The 23,708-nt window shown below is 70.7% G+C and carries 32 protein-coding genes and 1 pseudogene; 2 read left to right on the forward strand and 31 right to left on the reverse strand.

Features of this window, described 5'->3' with window-relative positions; all coding sequences use genetic code 11:
* The first annotated feature begins 18 nt into the window (after positions 1-18).
* The gene (locus tag N0B34_RS17430) at positions 19-558 is read left to right on the forward strand and encodes a hypothetical protein (protein ID WP_263732550.1); all 540 of its coding nucleotides are present in this window, start codon (positions 19-21) and stop codon (positions 556-558) included.
* A gap of 31 nt (positions 559-589) precedes the next feature.
* Positions 590-1,225 (forward strand): hypothetical protein, encoded by a 636-nt coding sequence (locus N0B34_RS17435; protein WP_263732551.1) that lies wholly within the window; start codon positions 590-592, stop codon positions 1,223-1,225.
* Here N0B34_RS17435 and N0B34_RS17440 read toward each other — a convergent pair.
* The 31 genes and pseudogenes from N0B34_RS17440 to ffh all read right to left on the reverse strand — a co-directional run bounded on the left by N0B34_RS17440 (position 1,203) and on the right by ffh (position 23,697).
* Positions 1,203-1,514: a hypothetical protein gene (locus tag N0B34_RS17440; protein WP_263732552.1), complete on the reverse strand. Its 312-nt coding sequence runs from the start codon at positions 1,512-1,514 to the stop codon at positions 1,203-1,205. The two genes, N0B34_RS17435 and N0B34_RS17440, sit on opposite strands and share 23 nt — an antisense overlap.
* 1 nt (position 1,515) lies before the next feature.
* Positions 1,516-2,064 carry a hypothetical protein gene (locus N0B34_RS17445; protein ID WP_263732553.1) on the reverse strand — a complete coding sequence of 183 codons (549 nt, stop codon included), beginning with the start codon at positions 2,062-2,064 and terminating at the stop codon, positions 1,516-1,518.
* The gene (locus tag N0B34_RS17450; protein WP_263732554.1) at positions 2,064-2,921 is read right to left on the reverse strand and encodes a hypothetical protein; all 858 of its coding nucleotides are present in this window, start codon (positions 2,919-2,921) and stop codon (positions 2,064-2,066) included. Before N0B34_RS17450 ends, N0B34_RS17445 begins: the two co-directional genes overlap by 1 nt.
* Before the next feature lie 14 nt (positions 2,922-2,935).
* Positions 2,936-4,141 carry a hypothetical protein gene (locus tag N0B34_RS17455; protein ID WP_263732555.1) on the reverse strand — a complete coding sequence of 402 codons (1,206 nt, stop codon included), beginning with the start codon at positions 4,139-4,141 and terminating at the stop codon, positions 2,936-2,938.
* Positions 4,138-4,503, reverse strand: coding sequence for a hypothetical protein (locus tag N0B34_RS17460; RefSeq protein WP_263732556.1), 366 nt, complete (start codon positions 4,501-4,503; stop codon positions 4,138-4,140). Before N0B34_RS17460 ends, N0B34_RS17455 begins: the two co-directional genes overlap by 4 nt.
* Entirely contained in the window at positions 4,503-5,690 is a 1,188-nt protein-coding gene (locus N0B34_RS17465; protein ID WP_263732557.1) for a hypothetical protein, read from the reverse strand. The genes N0B34_RS17460 and N0B34_RS17465 overlap by 1 nt, the downstream gene beginning before the upstream one ends.
* A 3-nt stretch (positions 5,691-5,693) precedes the next feature.
* Positions 5,694-6,203, reverse strand: coding sequence for a hypothetical protein (locus tag N0B34_RS17470; RefSeq protein WP_263732558.1), 510 nt, complete (start codon positions 6,201-6,203; stop codon positions 5,694-5,696).
* A gap of 1 nt (position 6,204) precedes the next feature.
* Positions 6,205-6,624: a hypothetical protein gene (locus tag N0B34_RS17475; RefSeq protein ID WP_263732559.1), complete on the reverse strand. Its 420-nt coding sequence runs from the start codon at positions 6,622-6,624 to the stop codon at positions 6,205-6,207.
* Positions 6,625-6,627: 3 nt separating this feature from the next.
* Positions 6,628-6,978, reverse strand: a complete 351-nt coding sequence (locus tag N0B34_RS17480; protein ID WP_263732560.1) for a hypothetical protein — start codon at positions 6,976-6,978, stop codon at positions 6,628-6,630.
* Between the two features lies 1 nt (position 6,979).
* Complete coding sequence (locus N0B34_RS17485) at positions 6,980-7,297, reverse strand: hypothetical protein (protein WP_263732561.1); 318 nt, start codon at positions 7,295-7,297, stop codon at positions 6,980-6,982.
* A 32-nt stretch (positions 7,298-7,329) separates the two neighbouring features.
* Positions 7,330-8,829 carry a hypothetical protein gene (locus N0B34_RS17490; RefSeq protein WP_263732562.1) on the reverse strand — a complete coding sequence of 500 codons (1,500 nt, stop codon included), beginning with the start codon at positions 8,827-8,829 and terminating at the stop codon, positions 7,330-7,332.
* The gene (locus N0B34_RS17495) at positions 8,829-9,788 is read right to left on the reverse strand and encodes a hypothetical protein (protein ID WP_263732563.1); all 960 of its coding nucleotides are present in this window, start codon (positions 9,786-9,788) and stop codon (positions 8,829-8,831) included. Before N0B34_RS17495 ends, N0B34_RS17490 begins: the two co-directional genes overlap by 1 nt.
* A gap of 158 nt (positions 9,789-9,946) precedes the next feature.
* Positions 9,947-11,353: a hypothetical protein gene (locus tag N0B34_RS17500; protein WP_263732564.1), complete on the reverse strand. Its 1,407-nt coding sequence runs from the start codon at positions 11,351-11,353 to the stop codon at positions 9,947-9,949.
* A gap of 113 nt (positions 11,354-11,466) precedes the next feature.
* On the reverse strand, positions 11,467-11,751 hold the full coding sequence (locus N0B34_RS17505; protein WP_263732565.1) for a hypothetical protein: 285 nt from the start codon (positions 11,749-11,751) through the stop codon (positions 11,467-11,469).
* The gene (locus tag N0B34_RS17510; RefSeq protein ID WP_263732566.1) at positions 11,748-12,014 is read right to left on the reverse strand and encodes a hypothetical protein; all 267 of its coding nucleotides are present in this window, start codon (positions 12,012-12,014) and stop codon (positions 11,748-11,750) included. The genes N0B34_RS17505 and N0B34_RS17510 overlap by 4 nt, the downstream gene beginning before the upstream one ends.
* Positions 12,011-12,139, reverse strand: coding sequence for a hypothetical protein (locus N0B34_RS17515; RefSeq protein ID WP_263732567.1), 129 nt, complete (start codon positions 12,137-12,139; stop codon positions 12,011-12,013). The genes N0B34_RS17510 and N0B34_RS17515 overlap by 4 nt, the downstream gene beginning before the upstream one ends.
* Before the next feature lie 33 nt (positions 12,140-12,172).
* Positions 12,173-12,982: a hypothetical protein gene (locus N0B34_RS17520; protein WP_263732568.1), complete on the reverse strand. Its 810-nt coding sequence runs from the start codon at positions 12,980-12,982 to the stop codon at positions 12,173-12,175.
* A 252-nt stretch (positions 12,983-13,234) separates the two neighbouring features.
* Positions 13,235-13,615, reverse strand: a complete 381-nt coding sequence (locus tag N0B34_RS17525; protein WP_263732569.1) for a hypothetical protein — start codon at positions 13,613-13,615, stop codon at positions 13,235-13,237.
* 32 nt (positions 13,616-13,647) lie between these two features.
* Positions 13,648-15,054, reverse strand: a complete 1,407-nt coding sequence (locus N0B34_RS17530; RefSeq protein ID WP_263732570.1) for a recombinase family protein — start codon at positions 15,052-15,054, stop codon at positions 13,648-13,650.
* Between the two features lie 50 nt (positions 15,055-15,104).
* Positions 15,105-15,356: pseudogene (locus N0B34_RS17535) on the reverse strand (magnesium chelatase domain-containing protein); the annotation flags it as partial.
* Positions 15,357-15,713, reverse strand: a complete 357-nt coding sequence (locus tag N0B34_RS17540; RefSeq protein WP_263732571.1) for a YraN family protein — start codon at positions 15,711-15,713, stop codon at positions 15,357-15,359. It abuts the pseudogene before it with no gap.
* Between the two features lie 226 nt (positions 15,714-15,939).
* A complete protein-coding gene (locus tag N0B34_RS17545) occupies positions 15,940-16,263 on the reverse strand; it encodes a DUF2469 domain-containing protein (RefSeq protein WP_263732572.1) in 324 nt (107 codons plus the stop codon).
* A 7-nt stretch (positions 16,264-16,270) separates the two neighbouring features.
* Entirely contained in the window at positions 16,271-17,146 is an 876-nt protein-coding gene (locus N0B34_RS17550) for a ribonuclease HII (protein WP_263732573.1), read from the reverse strand.
* Positions 17,143-18,009 (reverse strand): signal peptidase I, encoded by an 867-nt coding sequence (lepB, locus tag N0B34_RS17555; protein WP_263732574.1) that lies wholly within the window; start codon positions 18,007-18,009, stop codon positions 17,143-17,145. Before lepB ends, N0B34_RS17550 begins: the two co-directional genes overlap by 4 nt.
* A 131-nt stretch (positions 18,010-18,140) precedes the next feature.
* A complete protein-coding gene (rplS, locus tag N0B34_RS17560; RefSeq protein ID WP_263732575.1) occupies positions 18,141-18,503 on the reverse strand; it encodes a 50S ribosomal protein L19 in 363 nt (120 codons plus the stop codon).
* Between the two features lie 265 nt (positions 18,504-18,768).
* Positions 18,769-19,566, reverse strand: a complete 798-nt coding sequence (gene trmD / locus N0B34_RS17565) for a tRNA (guanosine(37)-N1)-methyltransferase TrmD (RefSeq protein WP_263732576.1) — start codon at positions 19,564-19,566, stop codon at positions 18,769-18,771.
* A 7-nt stretch (positions 19,567-19,573) separates the two neighbouring features.
* The gene (gene rimM / locus N0B34_RS17570) at positions 19,574-20,164 is read right to left on the reverse strand and encodes a ribosome maturation factor RimM (protein WP_263732577.1); all 591 of its coding nucleotides are present in this window, start codon (positions 20,162-20,164) and stop codon (positions 19,574-19,576) included.
* A gap of 2 nt (positions 20,165-20,166) precedes the next feature.
* Positions 20,167-20,406, reverse strand: coding sequence for an RNA-binding protein (locus N0B34_RS17575; RefSeq protein WP_263732578.1), 240 nt, complete (start codon positions 20,404-20,406; stop codon positions 20,167-20,169).
* Positions 20,406-20,816, reverse strand: coding sequence for a 30S ribosomal protein S16 (rpsP, locus tag N0B34_RS17580; RefSeq protein WP_263732579.1), 411 nt, complete (start codon positions 20,814-20,816; stop codon positions 20,406-20,408). The genes N0B34_RS17575 and rpsP overlap by 1 nt, the downstream gene beginning before the upstream one ends.
* Positions 20,817-20,983: 167 nt before the next feature.
* Entirely contained in the window at positions 20,984-22,078 is a 1,095-nt protein-coding gene (locus tag N0B34_RS17585; protein ID WP_263732580.1) for an amidohydrolase family protein, read from the reverse strand.
* A 5-nt stretch (positions 22,079-22,083) separates the two neighbouring features.
* On the reverse strand, positions 22,084-23,697 hold the full coding sequence (ffh, locus tag N0B34_RS17590; RefSeq protein ID WP_263732581.1) for a signal recognition particle protein: 1,614 nt from the start codon (positions 23,695-23,697) through the stop codon (positions 22,084-22,086).
* Positions 23,698-23,708 lie beyond the last annotated feature (11 nt).

A 23,708-nucleotide genomic window follows, 5' to 3' on the forward strand; every position in this document is an offset into this window, starting at 1 on the left:
GCATCTAGCATCGCCGACGTGGCCATCCTCCAAGGCATCTTCATCGCGGTCGCAGCGGCGCTCATAGTGGCTTGGGTCCTGCCCTGGCTCCAGGGCATGGGGCGACGCGGGAAGCGCGTGCGTAGGTCCGCCATCCGGAAGGCGGTAGCCAGCGGCCTGTGGCAGGCAGCGAGGAACGCGCCGTACGCGGTGGCGGCCGTGGTCAAGCATCAGGACCCGGTTTGGTTTGGGCCGACGAACTCGTACCAGCGGACCGACAGCATGCGCCGCATGGGCGACCTCGGTCAGATTGCCACTGCGCTCGAAGCCTCCGGCGAGCGGGCCTCGGCGCTTGGTTGGGCCGAGGTTGCGGACCGCGCACGGGACCTGCGCGAACTCTGCGATGCGGTCAGGGACGCCTACCAGAACCAACGAACGAACGATGAGTCGGACGTAGTCAGCGCGAACCTTCTGTCAGCGCGCCTGCTTGACGCCCTCTCATCGAAGCGAATCCGTCGCCTGGTCGCTGCGGAGGTCGTCTCGGCTCCGCCCCCGGCACCGCAGTGGCCGGACTTCTAGTCGCGGCTGGTAGCACCGCTACCGTCCTTCCATGACGAGGCCCCCGCGCGTGAAGGTCCTTGAGAGCCGCCTTGCCGTGCTGCTGATTCGGTGGAGCGACCGGCTCAACAGGCGAGCCAACGGTGACCACTGGCGACCTACCCCAACAGCCCAGGGCATCGGCCTCAAGCGGATGCACCCCCGAGTCTTCGGGGATGCGGACAACTTCTCTATGTTCCTGAGGGCCGTGCTTCCCCTCCATGCGGTGCGCGTCGAAGTGGGCTATGAAGCCGTCCCACTGAGTGACGAGACCGTGGCGGCTGCAGTAGCCAACCTTGGTCGTCAGGACCGCGAGAGCATGACCGTGCGGGGGATCGCTAACGGCCTCGACTGGACGCTCCGGCTCGGATGCACTGAGACGACGCTTGTGCTCATCCCTGGTGGCCCCGAGAACGAGGCGCTCGCACGGGAGGTCATTACCCAGGTGGAGCGATTCACCCGTCCGGTTGATCGGTTCCCCCGTGAAAGGTCGGTCATCTCTCCACTTGGGCAGCGTGAGGCGCTGATCCACGAGCATGACCGGACTACCCGGCGGCGGGCGATCGCGTGGGGCTTTGTGGCTGGTGCGATCGCCGGACCGGCCGTCACCTTCCTCCTCAGTCTGCTCAACCAGCATCCCTCGAAGTGACGTAGTCCTCCAGGCTGGTGACCCGCACGGACAAGTCGGCCAACGCCCTCCCATGCTGGGCCTGCGCAGCCTCGATGCGGTTGAGGCTGTCCTTCATGGAGCCGCCGCTGTTCGGCTTTGACTCGTGGTGCATGACGTCCCGGGCCTCCTGGGCAGCCTGCTTGGCCTGCCGGGCGTTGGACCAGGTGAGCAGGTTCGGCAGGACGAGGACGGCCACGATGAGGGCGATGACCACGACGGCCTGCCAGACGTTGTCGATCGACCCGATGTCGATGGTGGTGGGGTCCACGTCAGGCCACCTGGTAAATGCCGGACATGGTGAAGATGGACGAGGCCCCCAGGCCTGAGGTGGCATCGATGAAGCCGCCGGTGTCGGTGCGGATCATGCGGGCGGCGAGGTTGCTCGATCCCGAGGCGTCGAGGATGAACGGCCGGAACCCGCCGGTTCCGTACAGCCAGCCCTGCCCGACGATGGGGAACCCACCCAGCGCGGCGACGGGCACCGAGATGTAGTAGGTCCCGCTGCCCACGGTCACGCCGCTGGAGCCTGCCGAGATGCTCACCCGCCAAGCGCAGGTCTTGGGGTCCAGCATCTTGTAGGCGCCCGCGACGGACGCCCCCGTGCCCAGGCTGGGGTTCGTCGTCGAGGCGGTCAGCGTCGGGGTGTAGGACGACCAGGCGGCGTCCCGGGTGGTGGTGATCGCGTTGATCTGGGACTGCAGGTTGCCGACCTTGGTGGAGGTCGCGCTCTGCCCCAGGTTCAGCAGCGTGGAGAACGGGCTGGCGGTGTCCGTCTCGGCGAAGACGTAGATGCCGTTACCGTCGATTGCCCCAGCCATCAGGCCACCCCCTCGATCCCCAGTGCCTGCTCGATGGTGCGCAGCCGGTCAGACAGCGCGCTGATGGTGGACCGCTGGTCCTTGACGACGGCCAGCAGGGCCACGGCGATGACGTCGTACTTGACGCCGTAGGGCTGGTCGTTCTCGTGGGTGACCAGCAGCGGCTCGATCTCGTTGGTGTCCTCGGCGTACAGGCCCAGACGTGGGGTGGCTGCTGGGTCGTCCTTGAAGGAGTAGACGACCGGGACGAGGTCCAGCAGGTCGGCCGGGGGCACGTAGGTGCGGATCGGGTTCTTGAACGCCCGGGAGGATGCGCTGGCCCCGATCCGACCGTCACCGTTGAGGTAGGCCGCGACGTAGGAAGAGGTGACCGGGTTGCCGCGCCCGGACGGGGTGTAGATCGGGGTGGACCCGAAGTTGCCGTCCCCGGCGTCGCGCTTGGCGTTCATCTCGGCCAGGTTCGGCAACTCGAACTCCGGCACACCGTCCGCGCCGTAGATCATGTGCGTGCCCGACCAACGGATCGTGTCGTGGTAGTTGCCGACGGTGCGCACGTAGGGCCCGGGCGGGGCGTACCGGGCGTCGGACTCGGTCTCGGTGTAGTACCGGTCGTCGTGGGTGTGCCCGACGGCGGAGGCACCGAGGTTCGCCAGGGCACCGGTCGCCGTGGTTGCCCCGGTGCCGCCCTGGGCGACGGTGGCGGTGCCGGTGACCTTGGTGAACGGGTGCGTTCCGGTCGTGATGTGCGCGGCCAACTCGTCGCCCCGGATGTTGATGTCCTGGTAGCCCAGCCGGATGTCCTTGGTGGCGGGCACCACGCTCAGCCCGGCAGCGGCTGCTGCGTCTCCTGCTGCCATCTAGATCACGCTCCTCATGCCGCCGTGTACGTGGACCAGGTGACCCCGGTGGCGACCGAGGACCAGGACGTGCCCGCGCGGGTGAAGACCCAGGCGGTGGGTGGGGTGTCGACCAGGTCCCGGGACGCCACGTCCATCTCGTCCTCGGGCAGAGCCCAGGCCACCGAGGTGATCAGGCCGGTCTGAATCGGCATGGCGTCGGTGTCGACGGTCACCGTGAAGCCCGGGGTGACGTCGTAGCGGCTGACCGCCCGCGCGTCGACCACCCGACCCCGCCCCTTGTAGAAGGACAGGGCACGTGCCGCCGCACCGGCACCGGGGTAGGCGGTGGACTTCTCGATCCGAAGGGCCCGGCTGGAGGTGCCGTCCCCGGCGGTGTCGTAGGCCACGTGCCGCACGTTGGCCGCGTCCACCCAGTCGTACTTGACGACCACGGCGTCATACCAGGAGGCGTCACGGGCCAAGGTGTCCGTGGCCCGGGTCAGGTACGGGGTCAGCGTGACGCCACCAGACGAGCCGTCCGCCTCGGGCTCCAGGTGCCAGATCCGTGCCTCGTCGCAGTACAGCCGCAGCCCCACCGCCGTGGCCAGACCGTTAGCGAAGTCCCACACGCTGGTCCCCGGCTGCCACGTCGTGGCGTCCGCCAGGACCGTGCCGTCCGCCGCGCCAGTAGCCAGCACCGCACCGATCCGGGACAGCGCCGTGCCGACCGCCGACCGCACGCTGGTCGTGCCCAACGCCAGCGGCGCGGTGGCCAGCAGCGCAACGTCCCCGGCCAGCGCCTCGTCGGAGGCCAGGGACAACGTCATCTCTCCCGAGACCGGGTCCACCGAGCGGGACCGCAGCGCCAGGTCCAGCCGCCGGAACGTGGACGGCAGCATTCCCACGCCGTTGTACGGGTGGCCGTAGTCGGCGCTGAGCGTCAGGACCTGCTTGCCGCTGTACTTGGTCGTCAGGGCTGCCAGCGTCTGACCGGTGTAGGCCGTGGTCAGCGCGGACAACGGCTCTCCGTCCCCGTAGCGCTGCATGAGCAGCAGCCGCACCCGCACACCAGCCCGTGGGTCGATCTGCGCCAGCACGCTCTCGTCCGGCGCGGCACACGTCAGCGTGGCGCTGGCGTATGGATACCGGGACTCGTCCAGGGCCACCTCCGCCCGCTTGATGTCCAGCGCCAGGGCTGGTGACTGCACGGCGGCCGTGAGCGTGTGGGCGGAGATCATGCCTTGACCTCCTCGTAGGGCACCGTGACGGTCCAGGACGTCATGGCCTGGGCGTCCAGCGAGGACCGCACGGTCCCGGCCACCACGAAGGTCATGGCCGACGACGTCACGTCACTGGAGGCCGCGGTGAACGTCCCGGTCTTGGTCAGAAGCGTCAGAGCGGCAGAGGCCTGCGCCTCGGTGGCGTAGAACAGGGCCAGGTCGCCCGAGCGCATCCCAGCCGGGTGCAACGTGTAGTCCGGGTCGCCCCGCCCGATGATCTGATGCACCGTCGTCGGCACGTCCACCGAGGTCTCGTAGCCCAGCACGAGGGTGGGCGTGGTGTAGCCAGCGGACTGCACGTGCGTGATCGTCGTGGCCATCAGTACCTCAGCCCCCCGGCCATGCCCTCGCCCCGGTTCACCAGCACGTCCACCCGGACCTGGCGGTTGCGGATGAAGTCGTTCAGCGCCTGCTTGGCCTGGGAGTCGTCCAGCACGACCTTGGTGGTGACGGTGCCCCGGATGTTGTCGTAGCCCTGGTCGATGGCCTGGGCAGCGGCCACGCTCCGGCTGGAGGCGTCCTCAGCGGCCATGGCGTAGGCCCCGGCGGCCGCGCTGGCCCGGTCCAACTTGTCGCGGGAGTTGTCCAGCAGGCCCTGGGCGATCTCCAGGTCCTTGGCCTCCTGGGCGTTCTTCACGGCCCGCTGGTCGTACTTCTCGTTTCCGTAGCCGACCTGCTGCGTGAGGGCTACCTCCTTGTCGGCCAGGTTCTGCTTGGCCTCGGCCAGCCCTGCCGCCATCTCGCGCTGGGCCTGCATGTCCCCGTTGACCGCCCGCAGCGCGGTGGACTGGCTCACCCCGGCAGCCTCAGCGGCCACCTTGACCTGGTCCCACAACTTGGGGTCCAGGACGGTGTCCTTCACGCCCTGCTGGATGATCGCCTCAGACAGGTAGTCCTGCCCCGATGCGGTCATGTCGGAGAACATGTCCTCCACGGTCTGCTTGGTCTCAGCGGCCTGCTCCTGCCAGCCCTTGAACGCCAGACCGGCCAGTCCTGCGATGGCGGCAGCGGCCAGGCCGATCGGACCGCCCATCGTCGCCAGGCCGCCGAAGGTGCCCTGGACGAGGTCGGCCACGCTGGTCATGTCGCCCTGGAATGACGACGAGACCTCGGAGAGGTTGGCCAGGGCCTCGCCCTTGAACTCCTTGACCGACTCCCCCGCCTTGCCGGTCCCGGCGTGCGTCTCGCGGTCGATGGTGTCCCCGGCGGACTTGGCCTCCGCCTTCACCTTGTCGAACGCCGTGGAGAACTTGTCCTCCAGGTCGTTGGCGTTCTTCTTGCCCGAGGAACCGATGTCCTCCAGGGCGTTCTTGGTCGTGGTGGAGGTCTTCTTGGCCTCGTCGGCCACGTCCTGCAGGGAGGTCTCAGTAGCGCGGGCGGAGTCCTTGGAGGAGGTCTCGACGTCGTCCAGGGAGTCGATCACCTTGTCCAGCGAGTCGGTGACCTTCTTGCCCTCGCGGACGACCCCGGAGGCATCAGCCGCAATCGGGATGTTCACACCGGCCATGGCTCAGTCCCTCCCCTCGGCTGCCTGGTGCACGGCCCGCACGACGGTCTGCACCCAGAGGGCAGCCATGCGCGGGGCGACCTTGGCCAGCGCCGGGTAGGCCACCCGGCCCGTGCGGTAGCGCGGGGGCATCTGCTTCATGGTGTTGCGAGTCACCTTGTGCGTCCCCCCGTTCTTGGACTTGCGCGTGTAGGTGGTCCGTCGGTAGCCCTCGGAGCCGAACTCCCAGCCCGCCCAGTCGGTGGCTGGACGCAGCCGCCCGCCAATGGCCTTGCGCGACTGCGCCGCCTGGACGACCGGCGGGTTTCCTGCCTTCACCCGGACCCCGGCCCCGATGACGAGCGAGTCCATCGGGGTCCGGAGCCGGGCGTTGATCTCCTGCTGCCAGACAGGACCGAGCACGGCCCGGGTCTGGGCGTTGATGTCGCGCTTCAGCGTCTTGTCCAGACGGGTGAAGGCCAGGACCACGGCCTTCAACTCGTCGTGGTTGCGGACGCTGAGCGTGAAGGGCATGTCAGGCGACGACCGGCTTGCCGGTGACCCCGAGGGTGACCGAGGCGGTGGCCACCTGGTTGACGGTGCCGCCGATGGCCCCGGGGGTGATGACCAGGGTGGCCGTCACGGTCGGGGTGCCCGCAGACTTGGGCTTGAAGGTGCACAGCACCTGCTCGCCCTCGTGGTCGTGGAGGTAGTGGCTCAGCGAGTTGGCCGTGTCCCAGTCCTGCGCGTAGGACAGCCCGCACTCCCACGTGGCCGTGGTGACGTCTGTGAAGGTGTTGTTGCCCAGCCCGGTCCAGGTGACCGTGGACGACTTGGGCGTGAAGGTGACCGAGTCCACCGACTTGGAGAACTCGAATCCCGTGTCCGTCGGCCCGATGAGCAGGCTGACGTTCTTCAGCACGAAGGGAGCCGGGGTGACCGGTACGACTGCCATGACTTACTCCTTGGTCTCGTACCAGGCCACGTCGACCCGGTAGCAGGGGTACGTGTCGGCGTAGACCGAGGCCTGCGCCTTCATCCAGGTGGCGGTGTTGTGGGTGTCGATGACGGCCAGCACCTGGTCCAGCGCCGCCTCCAGATCCGCCTCCCCGCCGGTCTGCTTGGGGGTCAGCACGAGCACCTGGCACGTGACCTTGACCCGCTCCGGCCCCGGGTCCGGCTCCAGCGTCTCGATGTAGGTCATGACGGTGGTCCGGGAGATCGTCGGGTCCAGCGCCCGGTCGTAGAAGGTCCACGTGGTCGGCAGGTGCGCCTGCAGGTACGCAGCCAGATCGGTGCGCGTGCTCATGTCAGATCGCCTTGACCGTGCCCTTGACGGGCCGCAGCAGGGACCGGACCGCCTTGTCCATCGGGCGACCGGTGACCGTGAACGCGTCGGAGCCGAGGTTGTCCCCGGACCCGGCCACCGAGGCCCGCCAGTTGGCCCGCGCCTGCATGACGCACGCCTGCCGGTACCGGGCCGGGATGGTGGCGGGCAGCGGCTTGGGCGCGTAGGCCTCGCACTGCTCCTGCGCCGCCCCCAGCAGGTCGGTGGTCGTGGCAGCCGAAGGAGCGTCCGGCCACAGGTCGATCAGCAGATCGTCGGTGAAGGCGACCCATGCACTCATGACCGGACGCTCCCTTCAGTGGTGGGCGGAGATCAGACCGAGGCGACCAGCGCCAGCGACGCCGCGTCGTTGATCAACTCGGCGTGGTAGCCGAAGACGCCGCGCTCCGCGCCGCCCTGGCTGATGTTGACCGCGTCCACCCGGACCGGGCTGCCCGGCAACTCGTACTGGGTGGCACCCGTGCGGGCACCCACCAGGACCTTGCCGGTCATCGGGGCCACCGAGGAGGGCACGATCTTGAAGCCCGCCAGCGTCCCCTCCTGCAGGCCCAGGGCCGCGTTCAGGAAGGCGATCACGTCGTCCGCCCGGGTCAGGAGCAGGCCCCGGTACAGGTCGCTGCCGACGATGGCGAACGAGGGCAGGTCGCGCTCCGCGTTGATGACCGAGATCGCCCCGTCCACGATGTACGCCGCTGCCGTCGAGACACCCGCCGGGACCGCACCGGCCACCACGGGCGTGGCCCCCGCGATCAGCGCGTCACGGGCCTTGGCGTCCGCCTTGCGCTCGTAGTCGTTCGTGACCTCGCGGAAGTACGCGGCCCAGAACTCCGCCGACGGGAAGTCGAGGAAGGCCCGGTCCACGCTGCCCGCACCCGCGATGCGCGCGGCGTCGAGGGTGACCGACTCGGTCTTGACCTCGGTGGAGGTGGGCTCGGCGGGGTAGCCCGCGTAGTCGCCCACCGTCGGGGTCTTGCCCGCGACGAAACGCCAGCCGACGGCCTTCAGGGCGGTCAGCGAGCCGGACTGGATCAGCGGGCTGAACTTCCGCTGGTAGGTGCGGCTGGAGTAGATCTCCCCCAGCCAGGCCTGCTGCTGGGTCGGCAGGAGGTCGGCGGCGACGGCCTGGTCCAGCGCGGCCAGCAGGGTGCGCTTGTCGGCGTTGGAGTCGGCCAGGGCGGCGAAGAGGCTGTTGCCCTTGGCCTTGGTCGGGTTGGTGTTCTTCAGGCTGGACGGGATCCCAGCCGTCAGAGGAGCGGTCTCCTCGGCCTCCACCTCGGTGGCGGCGTCGTTCTCGGCCACAGCGGCCTCACTCTCTGCCGCACCAGCGGCGTCGTCCGAGGGCTGCTCGTCCTCGGGGGTCTCGGTCTCGGGCAGGTCGCCCGCGTCGGCGGCGACCATCTGCGCCGAAGGAAAGGCCGGCTGGGTTACGAAGCCCGCGCCGGTGAGGGTGCCGCCCATGAGCGCACCGCCCCGGATGACCGGGTTGGCGATCTCCACGCTGATCCCGGTGCGCAGACCGGACTTGGCCTCCGCCAGCAGGTCATTGCCTGCCGTGGTCTGGGCCACGTCGACCGACGCCATGAGGCCGGTGGGCGTCTCGGTGGCCGTCATCCAGGCCACGGGGCGGGTCGGGTCGTGCTCCAGGTTGGCCACCACCGGGTGGTCCGGGAGCGTGAGCGTCCCGGCGCTGGCGGTGACCAGGCCCTGGTTGGTCCGGCCCGCCTCCCCGAAGGGCAGCAGCCGGTAGTTCAGGGTCCGGTCGGTGCCGCCGTCAGCGGCCACCAGCGTCCCGTAGGCGGTCAGGTTGGTCATCAGTCCTCCGTCACAGCGGGAGTGCCGGTCTCGTCGGTCTGCAGGTGCGACAGGTCCAGGACGCAGCGCTGGCCCCGGGGCAGGACGTCGTCCATGGACAGCCGGGCCTCGATCACTGCCGCTCGGGCTCGCAGCCGCTCGTTGAACAGGGGGCGTGCCCCGCTCTTGGTCTCGTAGGTGAGGCTCGCGGCCACGGCAGAGGCGTCGAGCATCGAGGCGGGCACACCGGTCAGCCGGGCAATATCGAGAACCGAGGCATTGCGGCCCTGCTCGTAGAGGCTGACCGGGACCTCCCCGCCCTGGACGACGTCGATGCCGTACGGCAGGAGGCTGACGGCCCCGGTCTTGGACTGGCGGGCCTTGGTGAAGCCGTCGACCAGGTCCTGCTGCTCGTTGTCGTCCGGGTTCTCGGTGCCGTTCGTGAGGTTCAGCGACTGGTCGACGACCTTCAGCGTGGTGTGGGCCTGGGGAACGCGGACCCGGCGGGCCACCTCGTCCTGCAGGTCCAGGGCCGCGCGCATCGAGACGTTGCCGGTGAGCAACAAGCCCTCGTCCCAGCCGACGAAGACGACGAAGTCGTCACGCTTGGCGGGCTGGCCGTCGACCAGAAGCACGCCCTCGGCGGAGAACGTCCAGCGGTTGGGGGTCACGCGGACGGCGTCCCCGATGGCCCGGTTCGAGCCGCGCGAGACCTGCCACACCGAGTAGCCGCCGAAGAACAGGTCGTCCACGGTCCAGAGCAGCCGCAGCAGCGGCGGGAGGTCGGAGTCTGTCCGGTACATCCAGGCCGGGGTGGTGACCTCCAGGTCCGCCTTGAACGCCTTCAGCACGCCCTGGGCCAGCCCGGTGCAGATCAGGTTGCGCGCCGCCACGACGGCGGGCACGCGCATCGCCTGCTCACGGGTGACCGGGGTGTCGATGAGGCCCAGCCAGTCCGCCGCCATGATCGAGGTGGCCATGGCCGGAGACCAGGGAGACGAGAGGTAGGCGTTGGTGCCCGGCTGAAGGGACGGTGCAGCGGCCAGCGACGGCCACAGCCCGAGGAATCCCACGGCTGTTATTCTGTCACGCTTCCGTCACAGAACACCAGAGCGGTGGGTCGTTTTTGTGACACGAGTCACGCAGATGTCGTTATCCCGATCCGCTGCCGCTCAGGCCGGGAGTCGTAGGCCCACAACGCCAGCAGGGCGGACACCAACGGACTGATGTCGACCCCCGAGCGCTTGCGCCCGAAGAGCCGCCCGCCCTCCACCTCGCGCCAGCACGCGCCGCCCACGGCGGTCTCCATGTCCGGCTGCGCCTGGTGGACCGGCAGGTTGCTGACGAACGTCTGGCACGCCCCCTGCAGATTCTTGAATCCCGGGCTGGTCACCGGCACCAACGGGCGCATCCGGCTCAGCGCCTCGATCACAGGCAGGTTGGCCCCGATGCCGTCCACCACGACACTGGGAAGCCGGTACTTGCGGGCGATGGTCCGCACCTCGGTGGGCACCCAGTTGACGCCGGACCGGTAGGCCAGCAGCGCCACGTGCGGGATGCCGTCCACGCGCCAGGCCGCACTGATCGCGGCAGCCGACCCGTCAGGCGCACAGTCGGCAGCCAGCCCGAAGTGGTCCGGCAGCGCCAGGGCGGGCACCTCACGGGCCTGCCAGTCGACGAGCGGAATGGCGGTCACGGTGGAGTCCAGCGGCCAGCGGCACAGGTACTCCCGGGAGAAGGCCACCGCGCCCATCGCCTTGAACCGCTTCTCCAGCACTGCCATCGGTGTGAGTCCCGAGGCGGGCCCGGGGTGCACGCGCCGCCAGACCTTGCGGTCCTCGGCATCCTCGGCATCGAGAATCGAGAAGTCCACGATGCCCAGGTCCTTGTCGACGTGGTTGCGCCCAGCCTCCAGCAGGTCCCAGAAGTACCCGGCCCGAACCCTGCCCGGCGTCCCGGCCACGATCATCTGCGCCAGCGGTCCCCGGGTGTCCTGCAGCGGGCGGACCGCGTCCATGAAGTCCTTGCCCTTGACGGGGTCGTGCTCCCCCGCCTCGTCGATGACGATGTCATCGGCTGCCGCTGAGCGGATCGCCCCGGCCTCGGGAGGCACCACCCAGATGGAGGACCGGTTGGGGAACTCCAGCCGCTCGCGCCCACCGTTGCGGAACAGGACCGGCAGGGTCGACCCCGAGCGCGCCTCCCGGCTCTCCACCGCGTTGCCCGCTGCGAGCATGGCCGTGGCGTGCTCGATGAGGATGCGGCTGGCCACGTTGCCGGACTGCGCCGTGGTCACGCACCGGTACCCCGGGCGGGTGGCAGCCCGGCCCAGGATGGTGGCCCAGACGCTCGTCGTCTTGGTGCTCCGGCGCGGCATCTGCACCACGACATCCTGGAAGCGGACCCCGTCCCCCTTGCGCGCCTCCAGCACCTTGGCGACCGTCTCGCCCTGAGGCAGCAGCGGCAGACCGAGGAGCCCGGCCCCGATGTGCGCCGTGGTGATGTCCACGTTGCCGGTGCGACTCAGGTAGGTCGGCCTGGCCATCTATCTGACTCCAACTCTCGTTCTGTCAGCATCCACACACCGGGGGAGCGGACGGCGGGCGTGGACTGTCGGGGTCGGTCTCAAAAACGTCACGCTTGCGTTACAGGATAGGTCTACCACTTGACCAGACGCTGGTCGGTCGCCTTGTTGGCTGACCGTCGGGCGTTGGTGATGGCCGCTCCCCTGCGTCCCCCGGCTCGCAGGTTGCAGCGTGGGCACTCGGCTGCCACGTCCAGGTCACTGCCCCCGTCCATGCGGTCGGTGACGTGGCCCGCGTGCCAGGGGTCCTGGTCGAGGTCCAGATCGCAGCCGCAGCGCTGGCACTGCTGGAAGCGACCCCGGCGGCGCACCAGGGCACGGGCTGCCCTGACCTTGCCGCCCGACCAGGACTTGGTCACGGCTTGGGGTAGCGCGCCATGCAGGCGGGCCCCGCCACCTCGGTGGTGTGGTGCATGACGTTGACCTGCGTGTCGAGGCAGGAGCAGAACTTCTCGGCCCAGGAGATGGGCTGGCCGTCCTTCTCAGCCGACCCGATGCAGTTGGCCATCCACAGGGCGCTGGCCTTCTCAGCGGTGAGGGTGGGTGTGGTGGCGGGCACGGGTTTGCCGCATCCCGCCAGCAGCAGGGTGGCCATGAGAATCATGATTCCCAGGCGCTTCATCGGTTGCTCTGCTCCTTCTTCACGATCTTGTCGATCTCAGCGAGGGTAGCGGCGATGCGGTCAGCCATGGTGTTCATGGCCTCCTCGTCTGCCTTCAGGTCTGCCAGGTACTGCTCGATGTCCATGCCCGTACTATCGGCCGCTTTCGAGAAGTCGTGTCAGGCCACCCAGGCGAGAGCGTCGATCTGAGCGAACGCCTCAGCCAGCAGGTCGTCACTCCCTGTATCCCTGGGCCTAGCGATAACAGGCGGGAGCGTGTCCAGCATCTCGTCCATCTGCTCCAGCAGGGCGTCGAAGGATGTATCACTGGGCTCAGCGCTAGCCCTATCAATGCCTAGCAGGGCTGTATCACTGGGCTCAGCGCTAAGGGGTGTGTCATCCCATAGCGCAATGCGGCGTGTGTCGGGGTCGATGTGCGCAACCAGGTACGAATCCACCTTGATGGCGTCCCTGCGCAGGCGCGCGATGGTGGCAGTAGAGCAACCCAGCACCATTGCCTGGTCCCTCTTGGACAGGTGAGCCACCTCGTGCAGGTCGTCCAGGTCAGCGGCACGCTGCCAGGGGCGAGATCCCGGGTGCCGGTATAGGAACGCCTCCGCTCCCTTGACCGCACGGGCCCGCTGATCAGGGGCGTAGTCCGGGTTCCAAGAATCATGAATCCTGGCTGCAGCGTCCCGCACGGTGGCGCGGATCTCTGCCGGACGCATCTCCCGGCGCATCTCGTGCACCGAACGGTTCTTGGTGAAGTCGATCTGCAGCCGGTGCGCCTTGGGAGCCACGATCTGCCAGAGAAGGTCGTAGATGACCTGCTCCGCAGGCGCGGCGCTCAGAGGGGCGTTCCCGGCCTTCAGAAGGGCCTTCTGCTGGTCATTCAGCAGGGTGTAGCCGATGCGGGTGCAGTAGTTGAAGAGGGCCATTGCAGTGTTGGCGCTTCTCCCGAGAGACGGGAACCTGTAGCCTGAGGTCATCGCTGGATCTCCACTATCTGGCGGTCATGCCCCCGGACGTTCGCCGCGTCGCGGGGGTTTCCAATGCCCCTCACACTAGCCCCTCTTATCTCCCTGGTGGTAGCCCTCCAGGAATGGATACAAATGCAACCTGAGGGGCCGCCGCCTTAAGTGAGTCTGAGGTGCTGCTCAGAGGCTCCAGAGGGCCCTCATACCAACTATAACGGGACTAACTACGGCTCAGTGATACACCCTCTCCAAGACCCCAGACACCTATAAGGCCTCGGCCTCAGATGGTGCAATCAGGCGCTCTTTCCGCCGCTGCCTGTAGGCCCGATCCGCCCTCGCCTTGGCTGCCTTGCCCTTGGCCGTCTTGGCGTAGCGGGTCCACGACTCCCGGGACTGCTCCAGGTGGCTGTCCCGGTAGCGCTGCTGCGCCGCCCGGTGCAGGGCCCGCTTGCGCGCCAGCCCCATGCGGGCAGCCCGCAGGAGCAGGGCGGCGTGTCGCTGTTCGTCCGTGAGCAGCGCGGCCTGCTCCGCGATGGCCAGCGAGTAGCCGGAGTCAGCAGCAAACGCCGCTCGTGCCCGAGCCACCAGGGCCCGCTGCTCGTCGGTGAGTGTGAAGGCGGGCCCGCTGGCCTGTACCACAGGCATGGATGAACTTCCCGCCTTCTCTGACGAGACCCTCACGCGGCTGCGCTCCCTGCTGCTGCCGTACGCCATGACGTCCGTACCGACGCAAGGTCGGCGTACGGCTGACCCGGCTGCCAGCCCTTCGGACGACCCCGACGACCCGGCATGACCTCGATCTGCAGCAGCAGGTCCATCACCGCGCGCTGGACGTCCAGCGGAGCGGCCAGGAATGCGGTACGGGGCTCAGGAGCGGCCATCAGAGCCTCCAGAGGCCTGTGCTGGATCGACCGCCGCAGGGACTCCTCCAAGGCGCTCAGGCGGGCACGCAGGCCCTCAGAGGCCCTGGTCATCTGATCGAGGCTGATGGCGTCCCTGGCGTAGGCGTCCGCGAGGTCAGCCAGCCGGGAACGGACCTGCTCCGCCTCGGCGCGGGTAGCCGCCGTGGTGTCCCCCGGGGGCGTGTAGAGCAGGTCCGCCAGGTCCGGCTGCGCCAGTCGGTCGGCCACCAGCGCCCGCACGTGCCGGTCCAGCGCACTAGCGTCCCGGGCCACGTGCCGACCTTCACACGTGTAACTCAGCCGCCGTCGGGAGCCTCGGTGCGCCTTTAGAGGCTCCCTACAAATGGCGCACGTGGCCACTCCGGACAGCAGGTGCCGCAGGTCCGGCGTGGTCGTGGTCTTGCGGCTCGGGTCCGTGAGGACGGCCACCACACTGGTCCAGGTCTCCTCGTCCAGGATCGGCTCCCAGGACGCCTTCCCGATGACCTTGCGCTGGTGCTCCATCAGGCCCGCGTTGCGGGGTCGCAGCAGCAGCCTGCGCAGCGCCACGGCGTCTACCGGGGCCTGCACCTTGGACGTGCCCACCAGGGCCATCTCGGCTGCCAGAGCCCGCAGGGAACGGCCCTGGAGCACTCCCTGGGCCGCTGTGCGCAGCGCGTCGGCCTCGGTGGGCCTGATCGTCACACCGTCGGCCTCGTAGCCGAAGGGACGGCGTCCGCCCAGCCAGGTACCGGACTGCGCCGCCTGGGACTTGGCTCGGGCCATGCGCTCCCGGGCGTGGTCGATCTCGTGTTCGGCCACCGCGCCGACGAGCCGGGCCGTCAGCAGGCCACTAGGGCTGGCTAGGTCGAGGGGCCCAGCGGTGACGGTCTGCACGGTGGTTCCTGTGGCCTTCGCCATGTCGATGAAGGTGGCTAGTTCCGCCGTACGGCGGTGCAGCCGGTCGGTGTGCCAGCACAGCACCACAGTGCCCTTGTGGGCTCGCAGGTCGCTGCACATGGCCTCGTAGCCGGGTCGCCGTCGACCGCTGTACGCCGATAGGTCGTTGTCGCTGAAGACCCCGGCCACCTCCAGGCCCAGCCGGGAGGCCAGGGACCGGCAGTCCTCTTCCTGCCTGTCGACCCCCAGCCCTGCCCCGGCTCGGTCCCGGGAGATCCTGACGTAGATGACCCCGCGCTGCATGACCGTCTCCATGTCCGTGATACAGACGTAAGACGGCCATTGCGCAGCGTCGCCAGGTCGAAGCCCGAGCCGGCCTTGGGCAGCGTGGCCGGTGAGAGGTTGACGGTGATGCGCCGGTTCGGCCACACGAGACCGCTCGAGGTCACGGCGGCCCGGACCCGGTCCCTCGCCTCGGCCAGTGCGGCGTCCGGCAGCCCCACGAGCGAGAACGCGGGCAACGACGGCGCGAGGTGCGCCTCCACCTCGACGAGATGACCGGACAGGCCCAGCAGGCTCACCGCCCGGGTGCGACCGAGCGTCACTCAGACCACCGCCACGAGGTGCTCGACCGTGGCGGCGCCACGGGACGGGAGCGTCACGGCGATGACGTCGATGCGGACGGATGCGGCGTGCACGTCGTGCGCGTCCAGCCAGGCGGCCGTCAGGCGACGCAGGCGCGCGAGCTTGGCCCCGGTCACGGCCTCCGCCGGCGAGCCGAAGCGGTCCGAACGACGAGTCTTCACCTCGACCGCCACCAGCTCCCGTCCGTCGAGGCAGACGACGTCGAGCTCGCCGACCGCGCAGCGCCAGTTGCGGTCGAGCACCGTCCACCCCGCGGCCTGCACGTGCGCCACCGCCACGTCCTCGCCGTAGCGACCCACCGCGTCCTTGGCTCGCACCGAGCACCACCTCCCGGCGCAGCGTGCTGCGCAGCCGACCAGCGGTGCACGACCGCGGTGCAGCACCGGGTCCACAGGCACGATCGCCGCGGGCTGGGGGCGGCTCGGACGGGACGACTCCGTCCGTCGGCACCCTGAGCGCCCGCCAGGACCGCACGGGGTCGTCTGACGAGCGTGGCGCGTCCCTTGCGCGATGCGGTCTACCGGTGCGCGACGACCGCGCCGGTCACCGCGTGAACGGCGAGCTGCCCCCGAGGTCGAGCTCCGGCTTGGCGAGCTCCTCGACGTTGACGTCCTTGAAGGTGACCACGCGCACCGACTTCACGAAGCGAGCCGAGCGGTAGACGTCCCACACCCAGGCGTCGGCGAGCGTCAGCTCGAAGTAGACCTCACCCGCCGCCGAGCGCACCTGGAGGTCGACCTGGTTGGCGAGGTAGAAGCGCCGCTCCGTCTCCACCACGTAGGAGAACAGCCCGACGACGTCTCGGTACTCGCGGTAGAGCGCCAGCTCGGCGTCCGTCTCGTAGTTCTCCAGGTCCTCGGCGCTCACCGCTCCATCATCCCCCTGCCCCGGCGGGGTCGGCGCCAGTGCCGGTGGCGACCAGGCCGTGGACGAGCGGCGCGAGGACCTCCTGGGCACCGCCGGCCACCACCTCGCCCGGGTCCTCGTCGTCGCGCTCGTCGTCCTCGCCCGTGGCCAGCGCGGCGAGCAGCGCGGCGTCGTCCGTGCCGGTGCCGGGCAGCCGCCAGGAACGGCGGTGCAGGTCGCAGGGACCCCACGTGCGCAGGGCGGCGATGTGCTCGGGGGACGCGTAGCCCTTGTTCTCGTGCCAGCCGTACTCCGGGTGACCGGCCGCCAGCTCCACCATCAGGGCGTCGCGCTCGCACTTCGCCAGCACGCTGGCCGCGGCGACGCTGGCACAGGTGCGGTCGGCCTTCACGCGCGTGAGGACACGCGGCAGCGGGCTCACGGGCTCGTCGTCGAACGAGAAGAGGTCCGGCTGGGGTGCCGTGAGCCAGTCGTGCGAACCGTCGAGCAGCACCACGTCCACCGGTCCGCACACGGACACGGCCTCCGCCAACGCCCGTATACCGGCGAGGCGGAGGGCCGCGATGATGCCGAGCTGGTCGATCTCCACCGAGCTGGCGTGGCCGACGGCCCTGGCGACCCCCCACCGGCGTAGGGCGGGGACGAGGGCGGTCCGGGCGAGCGGGGTGAGCAGCTTGGAGTCCGCGACGCCCTGCGGCGCGGAGCGCGTCGTCGCGGCGACGACCACGACCCCGACGCTCACCGGACCGGCCAGCGAGCCTCGCCCGACCTCGTCCATCCCGGCCACGAGCGTGGCACCGTCACGCAGCAGGCCACGCTCGTGGCGCAGGTGCGGCGTCGGGCGACCCGGCCGGGCCGCTCCGGGGACCACCGGCGGTGTCACGGGTTGGGGACGCCGGCGAACGTGGCCGACGGGTTGTGCAGCACGGTGACGCGCTGCAGCGGCCAGACGATGACGAAGGCGACGCCCACCACGTTCGCCTCGGGGACGGAGCCACCTCCCGGGTTCCCCTGGTGGTAGCGCGAGTCCGACGAGTGGTCACGGTTGTCGCCCATCACCCACAGGGAGCTCGGCGGGACGACGACGTCGAACGCCATGCTGCTCGGCTGGGACCCGGGCGCGACGTACGGCTCCTTGAGGGCGACGCCGTTCACCATCACCGGCGCGCCGTTGCCCGCGCTGGTCACGTGGTCCCCTGGCAGGCCGATCACCCGCTTGACCAGGTGCTCGCCGGCGTCGACGGGCAGCAGACCCACCCAGGTGAGCACGTCGTTCACCGTGCGCTGCCAACCGGAACGGGTCACGACCGGCTGGCTCTCCAACCAGCCCCCCGGGTCCTTGAAGACCACGATGTCCCCGCGGTGCAGGCTCAGCGGCCCGGGGACGAGCTTGCTGACGAGGATGCGGTCGTTCTCGATCAACGTCTCGTGCATCGACGGCGACGGGATGTAGAACGCCTGCACCAGGAACGTCTTGACCAGCAGGGACAGCACCAGCGCGCTGGCGAGGATCACCACGGTCTCGCGCAGCCAGGCGAACGCCCCGCCACGGTGCGGCGCCGGTGCCCGTCGCTGACGGCGGGACGGGACCACCTCGTCGCGCGGCAGACGAGACTCCGCGCGGTCCGTGGCGGGCGGCACGGCCTCGTGGTCTGCCGGGGGGATCGACGGCGGGACGGGAGCGGGCGTCGTGGACCAGGGCCTGCCCTGGGCCGGCTGCGGGCTGTCGGATCGCCAGTCGGTCACCCGCACAGCGTCGCACGCCCAGCCATGGGACGCGGCCACACACCGCACCACCGCGTCGCCGGCGGTGAACGCACGGACGGACGGCCCCGCCGTGCGGGAACCGTCCGTCCGAGAGAAGCAGGAGCTGCTGGTCAGCCCTTGGCCGGGACCGTCTCGCGCTTCTCCTTGATCTTCGCCTTCTTGCCGCGCAGCGAGCGCAGGTAGTACAGCTTCGCCCGGCGGACGTCACCGCGGGTGACGACCTCGACCGTGTCGATCGCCGGCGTGTGCAGCGGGAACGTCCGCTCGACGCCGACGCCGAAGCTGATCTTGCGGACCGTGAAGGTCTCACGGACGCCGCTGCCCTGGCGGCCGATGACGACGCCCTGGAACGCCTGGATGCGGGAGCGGTTGCCCTCGACGACCTTGACGTTGACCTTGACGGTGTCGCCCGGGCGGAAGTCCGGGACGTCGGTGCGCAGCGAGGCTGCGTCGACGATGTCCAGCGTGTGCATGGTGGTGTCGCTTCCCCGCCCTGCCGCAGGTCAGGAACGATGCTGGGCGGACCTCGCCGACCGCACGAGGCGGGTCGGGGCGGTGCACCCGATGAACGAGTGGTCCGGCGTCGCCGGGCCCGAGACGAGCACGGGACCGGGCGTCCTGGCGGTCTCCCCTGCGGCAGAGGACACGACCGACGCGCGCCGGTCCGCAAGTCTGCCACACAGCGGCACGGGCGGGGAATCCGGTCGCCCCGCCAGCGGCCTGCCGGCGGGGGGCGGCTCAGCGACTCTCGTCGACCGGCCCCACCGGTAGCCGCTGCAGGCGTCCCTCGGCCACGACCCACCCGAGGGCGGCGAGCAGGGCGCGGTCCGCACGGTCGAGATCCGCGGGGTCGAGCGCGGCGAGCAGGTCCGGCCGGCGCTCCGCCGTGCGCTCCAGCGACCGGTCCCGGCGCCACCGGCGCACCCGGCCGTGATGGCCGGACAGCAGCACGGGCGGCACCTCCAGGTCGGCCCACACCGGCGGCTTGGTGTAGACGGGGTACTCGAGCAGACCCGAGGACCCGTGCGACTCCTCGACCAGGGACTCCGGGTTGCCCAGCACCCCCGGCACCAGGCGGGCCGTCGCCTCGACGATCGCCAGCGCGGCGACCTCCCCGCCGTTGAGCACGTAGTCGCCGAGCGACACCTCGCTGACCGGACCGCGCGAGCGGTAGTGCTCCATCACGCGGGCGTCGATGCCCTCGTACCGGCCGCACGCGATCACGAGGTGCGGCTCGGTGGCGAACGCCTCCGCCGTGCGCTGCGTGAACGGCACGCCCGAGGGGGTCGGCACGACGAGGTGCCCGTCGGCACCGAGCACGTCGTCGAGGGCCCGGCCCCACACGTCCGGACGCATCACCATGCCGGCACCACCGCCGAACGGCGTGTCGTCCACGGTCCGGTGCCGGTCGTCCGTCCAGTCCCGCAGGTCGTGGACCCGGACGTCGAGCAGGCCGGAGGTGCGGGCCTTGCCCACCAGCGACACGTCGAGCGCGGACAGGTACTCCGGGAAGATGGTGACGACGTCGATCCGCACGCTGCGCTCAGCCTCGAGGGTCGGTGGGGACGCCGTCCGCGCCCGGTTCGTCGTCGTCCGGCTCGTCGTCGCGGACGACCACGAGGTTGGCCGCGTCCGAGGCGAGCAGACCGCCCGGGGGGTCGAGCACGACGCGACCGCCGGGCACGTCGACCACCGGCACGATCGCCCGCACGAACGGCACGAGGCTCCGGGCGCCGTCGGGCTCCCGGAGCACGAGGAGGTCGTGGGCCGGGCCGCTCTCCAGCCCCACGACCTCGCCGAGCAGCCGGCCGTCGACATGCTCGGCGCGCAGGCCGACCAGCTGGTGCTCGTACCAGGCGTCGTCGTCCTCGTCCGCCTCCTCGGCGTCCACCACGAGGCTCACCCCGCGCAGCGCCTCCGCGGCGGTGCGGTCGGACGCCTCCGCGAACGTGACGAACCAGCGGCCCTGCTGCTCCCGCACGCGGGTGGGCGTCAGCGGCCCGGCGGACGCCGGGTCGGTGCGCAGCTCCCGGCCGACCACGAGGCGGTCGGCCGGGGCATCGGTACGCAGGTCGAGCGAGACCTCACCGCGCAGGCCGTGCGCACGGCCCACCCGGGCGACGGTGAGCAGCACCGTCAGCGGCGGTCGACGTCCACGACGTCGATCCGCACCGCTCCGTCGCGGGACAGCGCCCCGACGACCGTCCGCAGCGCGCGCGCCGTGCGTCCGCCGCGGCCGATGACCCGCCCGAGGTCCTCGGGGTTGACCCGGACCTCGAGCAGCTCACCGCGGCGCAGGCTGGCCGCGCGCACGTGCACGTCGTCCGGATGGTCGACGATCCCCCGGACGAGGTGCTCGAGCGCGTCGGCGAGCATCAGGCCTGCTCGTCCTCGGCCGGTGCCGGAGCGGCGGCCTTGGCGGCGGACGCGTCGGCCTTGACCTTCTCGGCGTCGGCGGCGGCCTTGTCGATGGCGGCCTTCGGGTCGACCTTGCCGGCCTTGGTCTTCAGCGTGCCCTCGGCACCCGGGAGGCCCTTGAACTTCTGCCAGTCACCGGTGACCTTGAGGATGGCCAGCACCTGGTCGGTCGGCTGCGCGCCGACGGTCAGCCAGTGCTGCGCGCGGGCGGAGTCGACCTCGATCAGCGAGGGCTCCTCGGTCGGGTGGTACTTGCCGATCTCCTCGATGACCCGGCCGTCACGGCGGGTGCGGGAGTCGGCGACGACGATGCGGTAGTACGGAGCGCGGATCTTGCCGAAGCGCTTCAGGCGGATCTTGGTGGCCACGAGCGGGGTGTTCTCCTGAGTCTGCGGGGTGACCTCGCCGTGCCGCCCGTGGGGGTGGGGGCACCGGTCCGGCCGAGGGACACGGCGGCGCGCAGGTAGAGGGGCTGCGCATGCCGAGTACAGCGGGCCATTGTGCCAGACGCCTGCGGCAGCGCCCAACCACCCGCTCAGCCGGCCGTGACCAGCTCACCGCGCAGGACGACGGCCCGCGGCGCCGCCAGCACGCGGACGTCCTGACGGGGGTCCGCGGGGTAGACGACGAGGTCCGCCGGTGCACCCTCCTCGAGCCCGGCAGCGCCGAGCCACTCACGCGTGCGCCACGAGGCCGCCGCCACGACCTCGGCCGCCGGCAGCCCGGCCTCGACCAGCGCGGCGGCCTCGTCGGCGATCCGGCCGTGGCCGATGGTGCCGCCCGCGTCGGTGCCGAGCAGGATCGGGACGCCGGCGTCGTGCAGGTCGCGGACCTGGGCGTGCCGGTGGGCGTGCATCGCTCGCATCCGCGCGGCGTACACCGGGTAGCGATGCGCCTGGTCGGCGATCGCCGCGAACCGCTCGACCTGCAGCAGGGTCGCCGTGACGGGGATGCCGGCGGCGGCGATGCGGTCGATCTGCCGTGCGTCGGCGCCCGTCGCGTGCTCGAGGCAGTCGACGCCGGCGTCGAGCAGCGGGTCCAGGGCCTCGGTGGCGAACGTGTGCGCGGTCACGCGGGCACCGGCGGCGTGGGCGGCCGCGATGCCGGCGGACAGCACGTCGTCGGGCCAGAGCGGGCGCAGGTCCCCCGCCGGGCCGAGGTCGCGGTCGATCCAGTCGGCGACGACCTTCACCCAGCCGTCGCCGCGGACCGCCTCCTGAGCCATCGCCGCCGGCAGCTCGTCCGGCGAGCCCAGCTCGCGGGCGTAGTGGCGCAGGTAGCGCTTGGGCAGGGCGAGGTGGTGACCCGCGCGGATCAGCCTCGGCAGGTCGTGGCGCTCGTCCACCCACCGGGTGTCCGCCGGCGACCCCGCGTCCCGGATCAGCAGCACGCCGGAGTCGCGGTCGGCCACGGCCTGCGCCTCGGCGGTCTGCCGGTCGACGGCCCCGTCCGCCCCGAGCCCGATGTGGCAGTGCACGTCGACCAGACCGGGCAGCACCCAGCCCGTGAGGTCCACGGCCGGACCGGACGGCCGCTCGTACGTGATGCGGCCGCCCAGCACCCAGGCCTCCGGCGCCTCGAGCCCGTCGCCGAGCGCCACCGGCCCGCGCAGGTGCAGGACGTCCGCCATGGCCGTCAGCGGCCGAGCAGCCCGTCGAGCCCGGAGGGCAGCTGGACGTCGGAACCGTCGCCGCCCGGTGCCGGCGGACGACCGAGACCGAAGGCGGAGCCCGGCGCCGACGCCGCGGTCGGTCCTGCGGTCGCGCGTTCGGCGGCCGCCCGCTCCTGCAGCGCCCGCTTCGCCGGGTTGCCCGACTTGCCCTTGACCTTGCGCGCGGGAGCCACCGTCCGACCGCGGGACTTCTTGCCGCCCATGCCCGGCAGGTTCCCCATGCCGGGCATCGCGCCCATGCCGCCGCTGCGGGCCATCTGGCGCATCATCTTCTGCGCCGCGTCGAACCGGTCGAGCAGCTGGTTGACGTCCGACGGCTGGGTGCCGGAACCGGCGGCGATGCGCGAGCGGCGGGAGCCGTTGATCACCTTGGGGCTGCGGCGCTCCAGCGGGGTCATCGACTGGATGATCGCCTGGATCCGGTCCACCTCGCGCTCGTCGAACGAGTCGAGCGCCTCGCGCATCTGACCCATGCCGGGCAGCATGCCGAGCATCTTCTTCAGCGGGCCGGCGTTGCGCAGCTGCTGCATCTGGACCAGGAAGTCCTCGAGCGTGAAGTCCTCGCCCGCCGCGAGCTTGCCGGCCATCTTCTCGGCCTGCTCGGCGTCGAACGCCCGCTCCGCCTGCTCGATCAGGGTGAGCACGTCGCCCATGTCGAGGATGCGGGAGGCCATCCGGTCGGGGTGGAACACCTCGAAGTCGGTGAGCTTCTCACCGGTCGAGGCGAAGAGGATGGGTCGCTCGGTGACGCTGGCGATGGACAGGGCCGCACCGCCGCGGGCGTCGCCGTCCAGCTTGGACAGCACCACGCCGGTGAAGCCGACACCGTCGGCGAAGGCGCGGGCCGTGGTGACGGCGTCCTGGCCGATCATCGCGTCGACGACGAACAGCGTCTCGTCCGGCTGCACGGCGTCGCGGATGTCGGCCGCCTGCGCCATCAGCTCGGCGTCGACGCCGAGCCGACCCGCCGTGTCGACGATCACCACGTCGTGCTGGCGGCTGCGCGCGGTGGCGACGCCGTCCCGGGCCACGGCAACCGGGTCGGCGCCGGCCGGGAGCTCGTCGAGGTCCGCAGCGGCCTGGTTGCCGGGGTGCGGCGCGTACACCGGAACCCCGGCACGCTCCCCCACCACCTGCAGCTGGGTGACGGCGTTGGGTCGTTGCAGGTCGGCCGCCACCAGCAGGGGCGTGTGGCCCTGACCCTTCAGCCAGACGGCGAGCTTGCCCGCGAGCGTCGTCTTGCCGGCACCCTGCAGACCCGCGAGCAGGATGACCGTCGGCGGGTTCTTCGCCAGCCGCAGGTTGCGCGTCTGGCCACCGAGGATGGTCACCAGCTCGTCGTTGACGATCTTGACGACCTGCTGCGCCGGGTTCAGCGCGCCGGACACCTCGGCGGACAGCGCGCGCTCGCGCACGGCGGCCGTGAAGGCACGCACGACCGTGACGGCCACGTCGGCGTCGAGCAGGGCGCGACGGATCTCGCGCACCGTGGCGTCGATGTCCGCCTCGGACAGCCTGCCCTTGGTGCGCAGGTTGCGGAACGTCGACGTCAGTCGGTCGGAGAGGGTGGCGAACACCGCGGCAGACC

The sequence above is a fragment of the Cellulomonas sp. SG140 genome (assembly GCF_025770785.1).
In the GTDB taxonomy this organism is placed as follows: Bacteria; Actinomycetota; Actinomycetes; order Actinomycetales; family Cellulomonadaceae; genus Cellulomonas.

Excerpts from the sequence above, each read along its gene's own strand:
- N0B34_RS17435 (WP_263732551.1), top strand. The coding sequence starts at position 590 with ATGACGAGGCCCCCGCGCGTGAAGGTCCTTGAGAGCCGCCTTGCCGTG.
- N0B34_RS17445 (WP_263732553.1), bottom strand. The coding sequence starts at position 2,064 with ATGGCTGGGGCAATCGACGGTAACGGCATCTACGTCTTCGCCGAGACG.
- N0B34_RS17450 (WP_263732554.1), bottom strand. The coding sequence starts at position 2,921 with ATGGCAGCAGGAGACGCAGCAGCCGCTGCCGGGCTGAGCGTGGTGCCC.
- N0B34_RS17455 (WP_263732555.1), bottom strand. The coding sequence starts at position 4,141 with ATGATCTCCGCCCACACGCTCACGGCCGCCGTGCAGTCACCAGCCCTG.
- N0B34_RS17460 (WP_263732556.1), bottom strand. The coding sequence starts at position 4,503 with ATGGCCACGACGATCACGCACGTGCAGTCCGCTGGCTACACCACGCCC.
- N0B34_RS17465 (WP_263732557.1), bottom strand. The coding sequence starts at position 5,690 with ATGGCCGGTGTGAACATCCCGATTGCGGCTGATGCCTCCGGGGTCGTC.
- N0B34_RS17470 (WP_263732558.1), bottom strand. The coding sequence starts at position 6,203 with ATGCCCTTCACGCTCAGCGTCCGCAACCACGACGAGTTGAAGGCCGTG.
- N0B34_RS17475 (WP_263732559.1), bottom strand. The coding sequence starts at position 6,624 with ATGGCAGTCGTACCGGTCACCCCGGCTCCCTTCGTGCTGAAGAACGTC.
- N0B34_RS17480 (WP_263732560.1), bottom strand. The coding sequence starts at position 6,978 with ATGAGCACGCGCACCGATCTGGCTGCGTACCTGCAGGCGCACCTGCCG.
- N0B34_RS17485 (WP_263732561.1), bottom strand. The coding sequence starts at position 7,297 with ATGAGTGCATGGGTCGCCTTCACCGACGATCTGCTGATCGACCTGTGG.
- N0B34_RS17490 (WP_263732562.1), bottom strand. The coding sequence starts at position 8,829 with ATGACCAACCTGACCGCCTACGGGACGCTGGTGGCCGCTGACGGCGGC.
- N0B34_RS17495 (WP_263732563.1), bottom strand. The coding sequence starts at position 9,788 with ATGGCCACCTCGATCATGGCGGCGGACTGGCTGGGCCTCATCGACACC.
- N0B34_RS17500 (WP_263732564.1), bottom strand. The coding sequence starts at position 11,353 with ATGGCCAGGCCGACCTACCTGAGTCGCACCGGCAACGTGGACATCACC.
- N0B34_RS17510 (WP_263732566.1), bottom strand. The coding sequence starts at position 12,014 with ATGAAGCGCCTGGGAATCATGATTCTCATGGCCACCCTGCTGCTGGCG.
- N0B34_RS17515 (WP_263732567.1), bottom strand. The coding sequence starts at position 12,139 with ATGGACATCGAGCAGTACCTGGCAGACCTGAAGGCAGACGAGGAGGCC.
- N0B34_RS17520 (WP_263732568.1), bottom strand. The coding sequence starts at position 12,982 with ATGACCTCAGGCTACAGGTTCCCGTCTCTCGGGAGAAGCGCCAACACT.
- N0B34_RS17525 (WP_263732569.1), bottom strand. The coding sequence starts at position 13,615 with ATGCCTGTGGTACAGGCCAGCGGGCCCGCCTTCACACTCACCGACGAG.
- N0B34_RS17530 (WP_263732570.1), bottom strand. The coding sequence starts at position 15,054 with ATGCAGCGCGGGGTCATCTACGTCAGGATCTCCCGGGACCGAGCCGGG.
- rplS (WP_263732575.1), bottom strand. The coding sequence starts at position 18,503 with ATGCACACGCTGGACATCGTCGACGCAGCCTCGCTGCGCACCGACGTC.
- N0B34_RS17575 (WP_263732578.1), bottom strand. The coding sequence starts at position 20,406 with ATGCTCGCCGACGCGCTCGAGCACCTCGTCCGGGGGATCGTCGACCAT.
- N0B34_RS17585 (WP_263732580.1), bottom strand. The coding sequence starts at position 22,078 with ATGGCGGACGTCCTGCACCTGCGCGGGCCGGTGGCGCTCGGCGACGGG.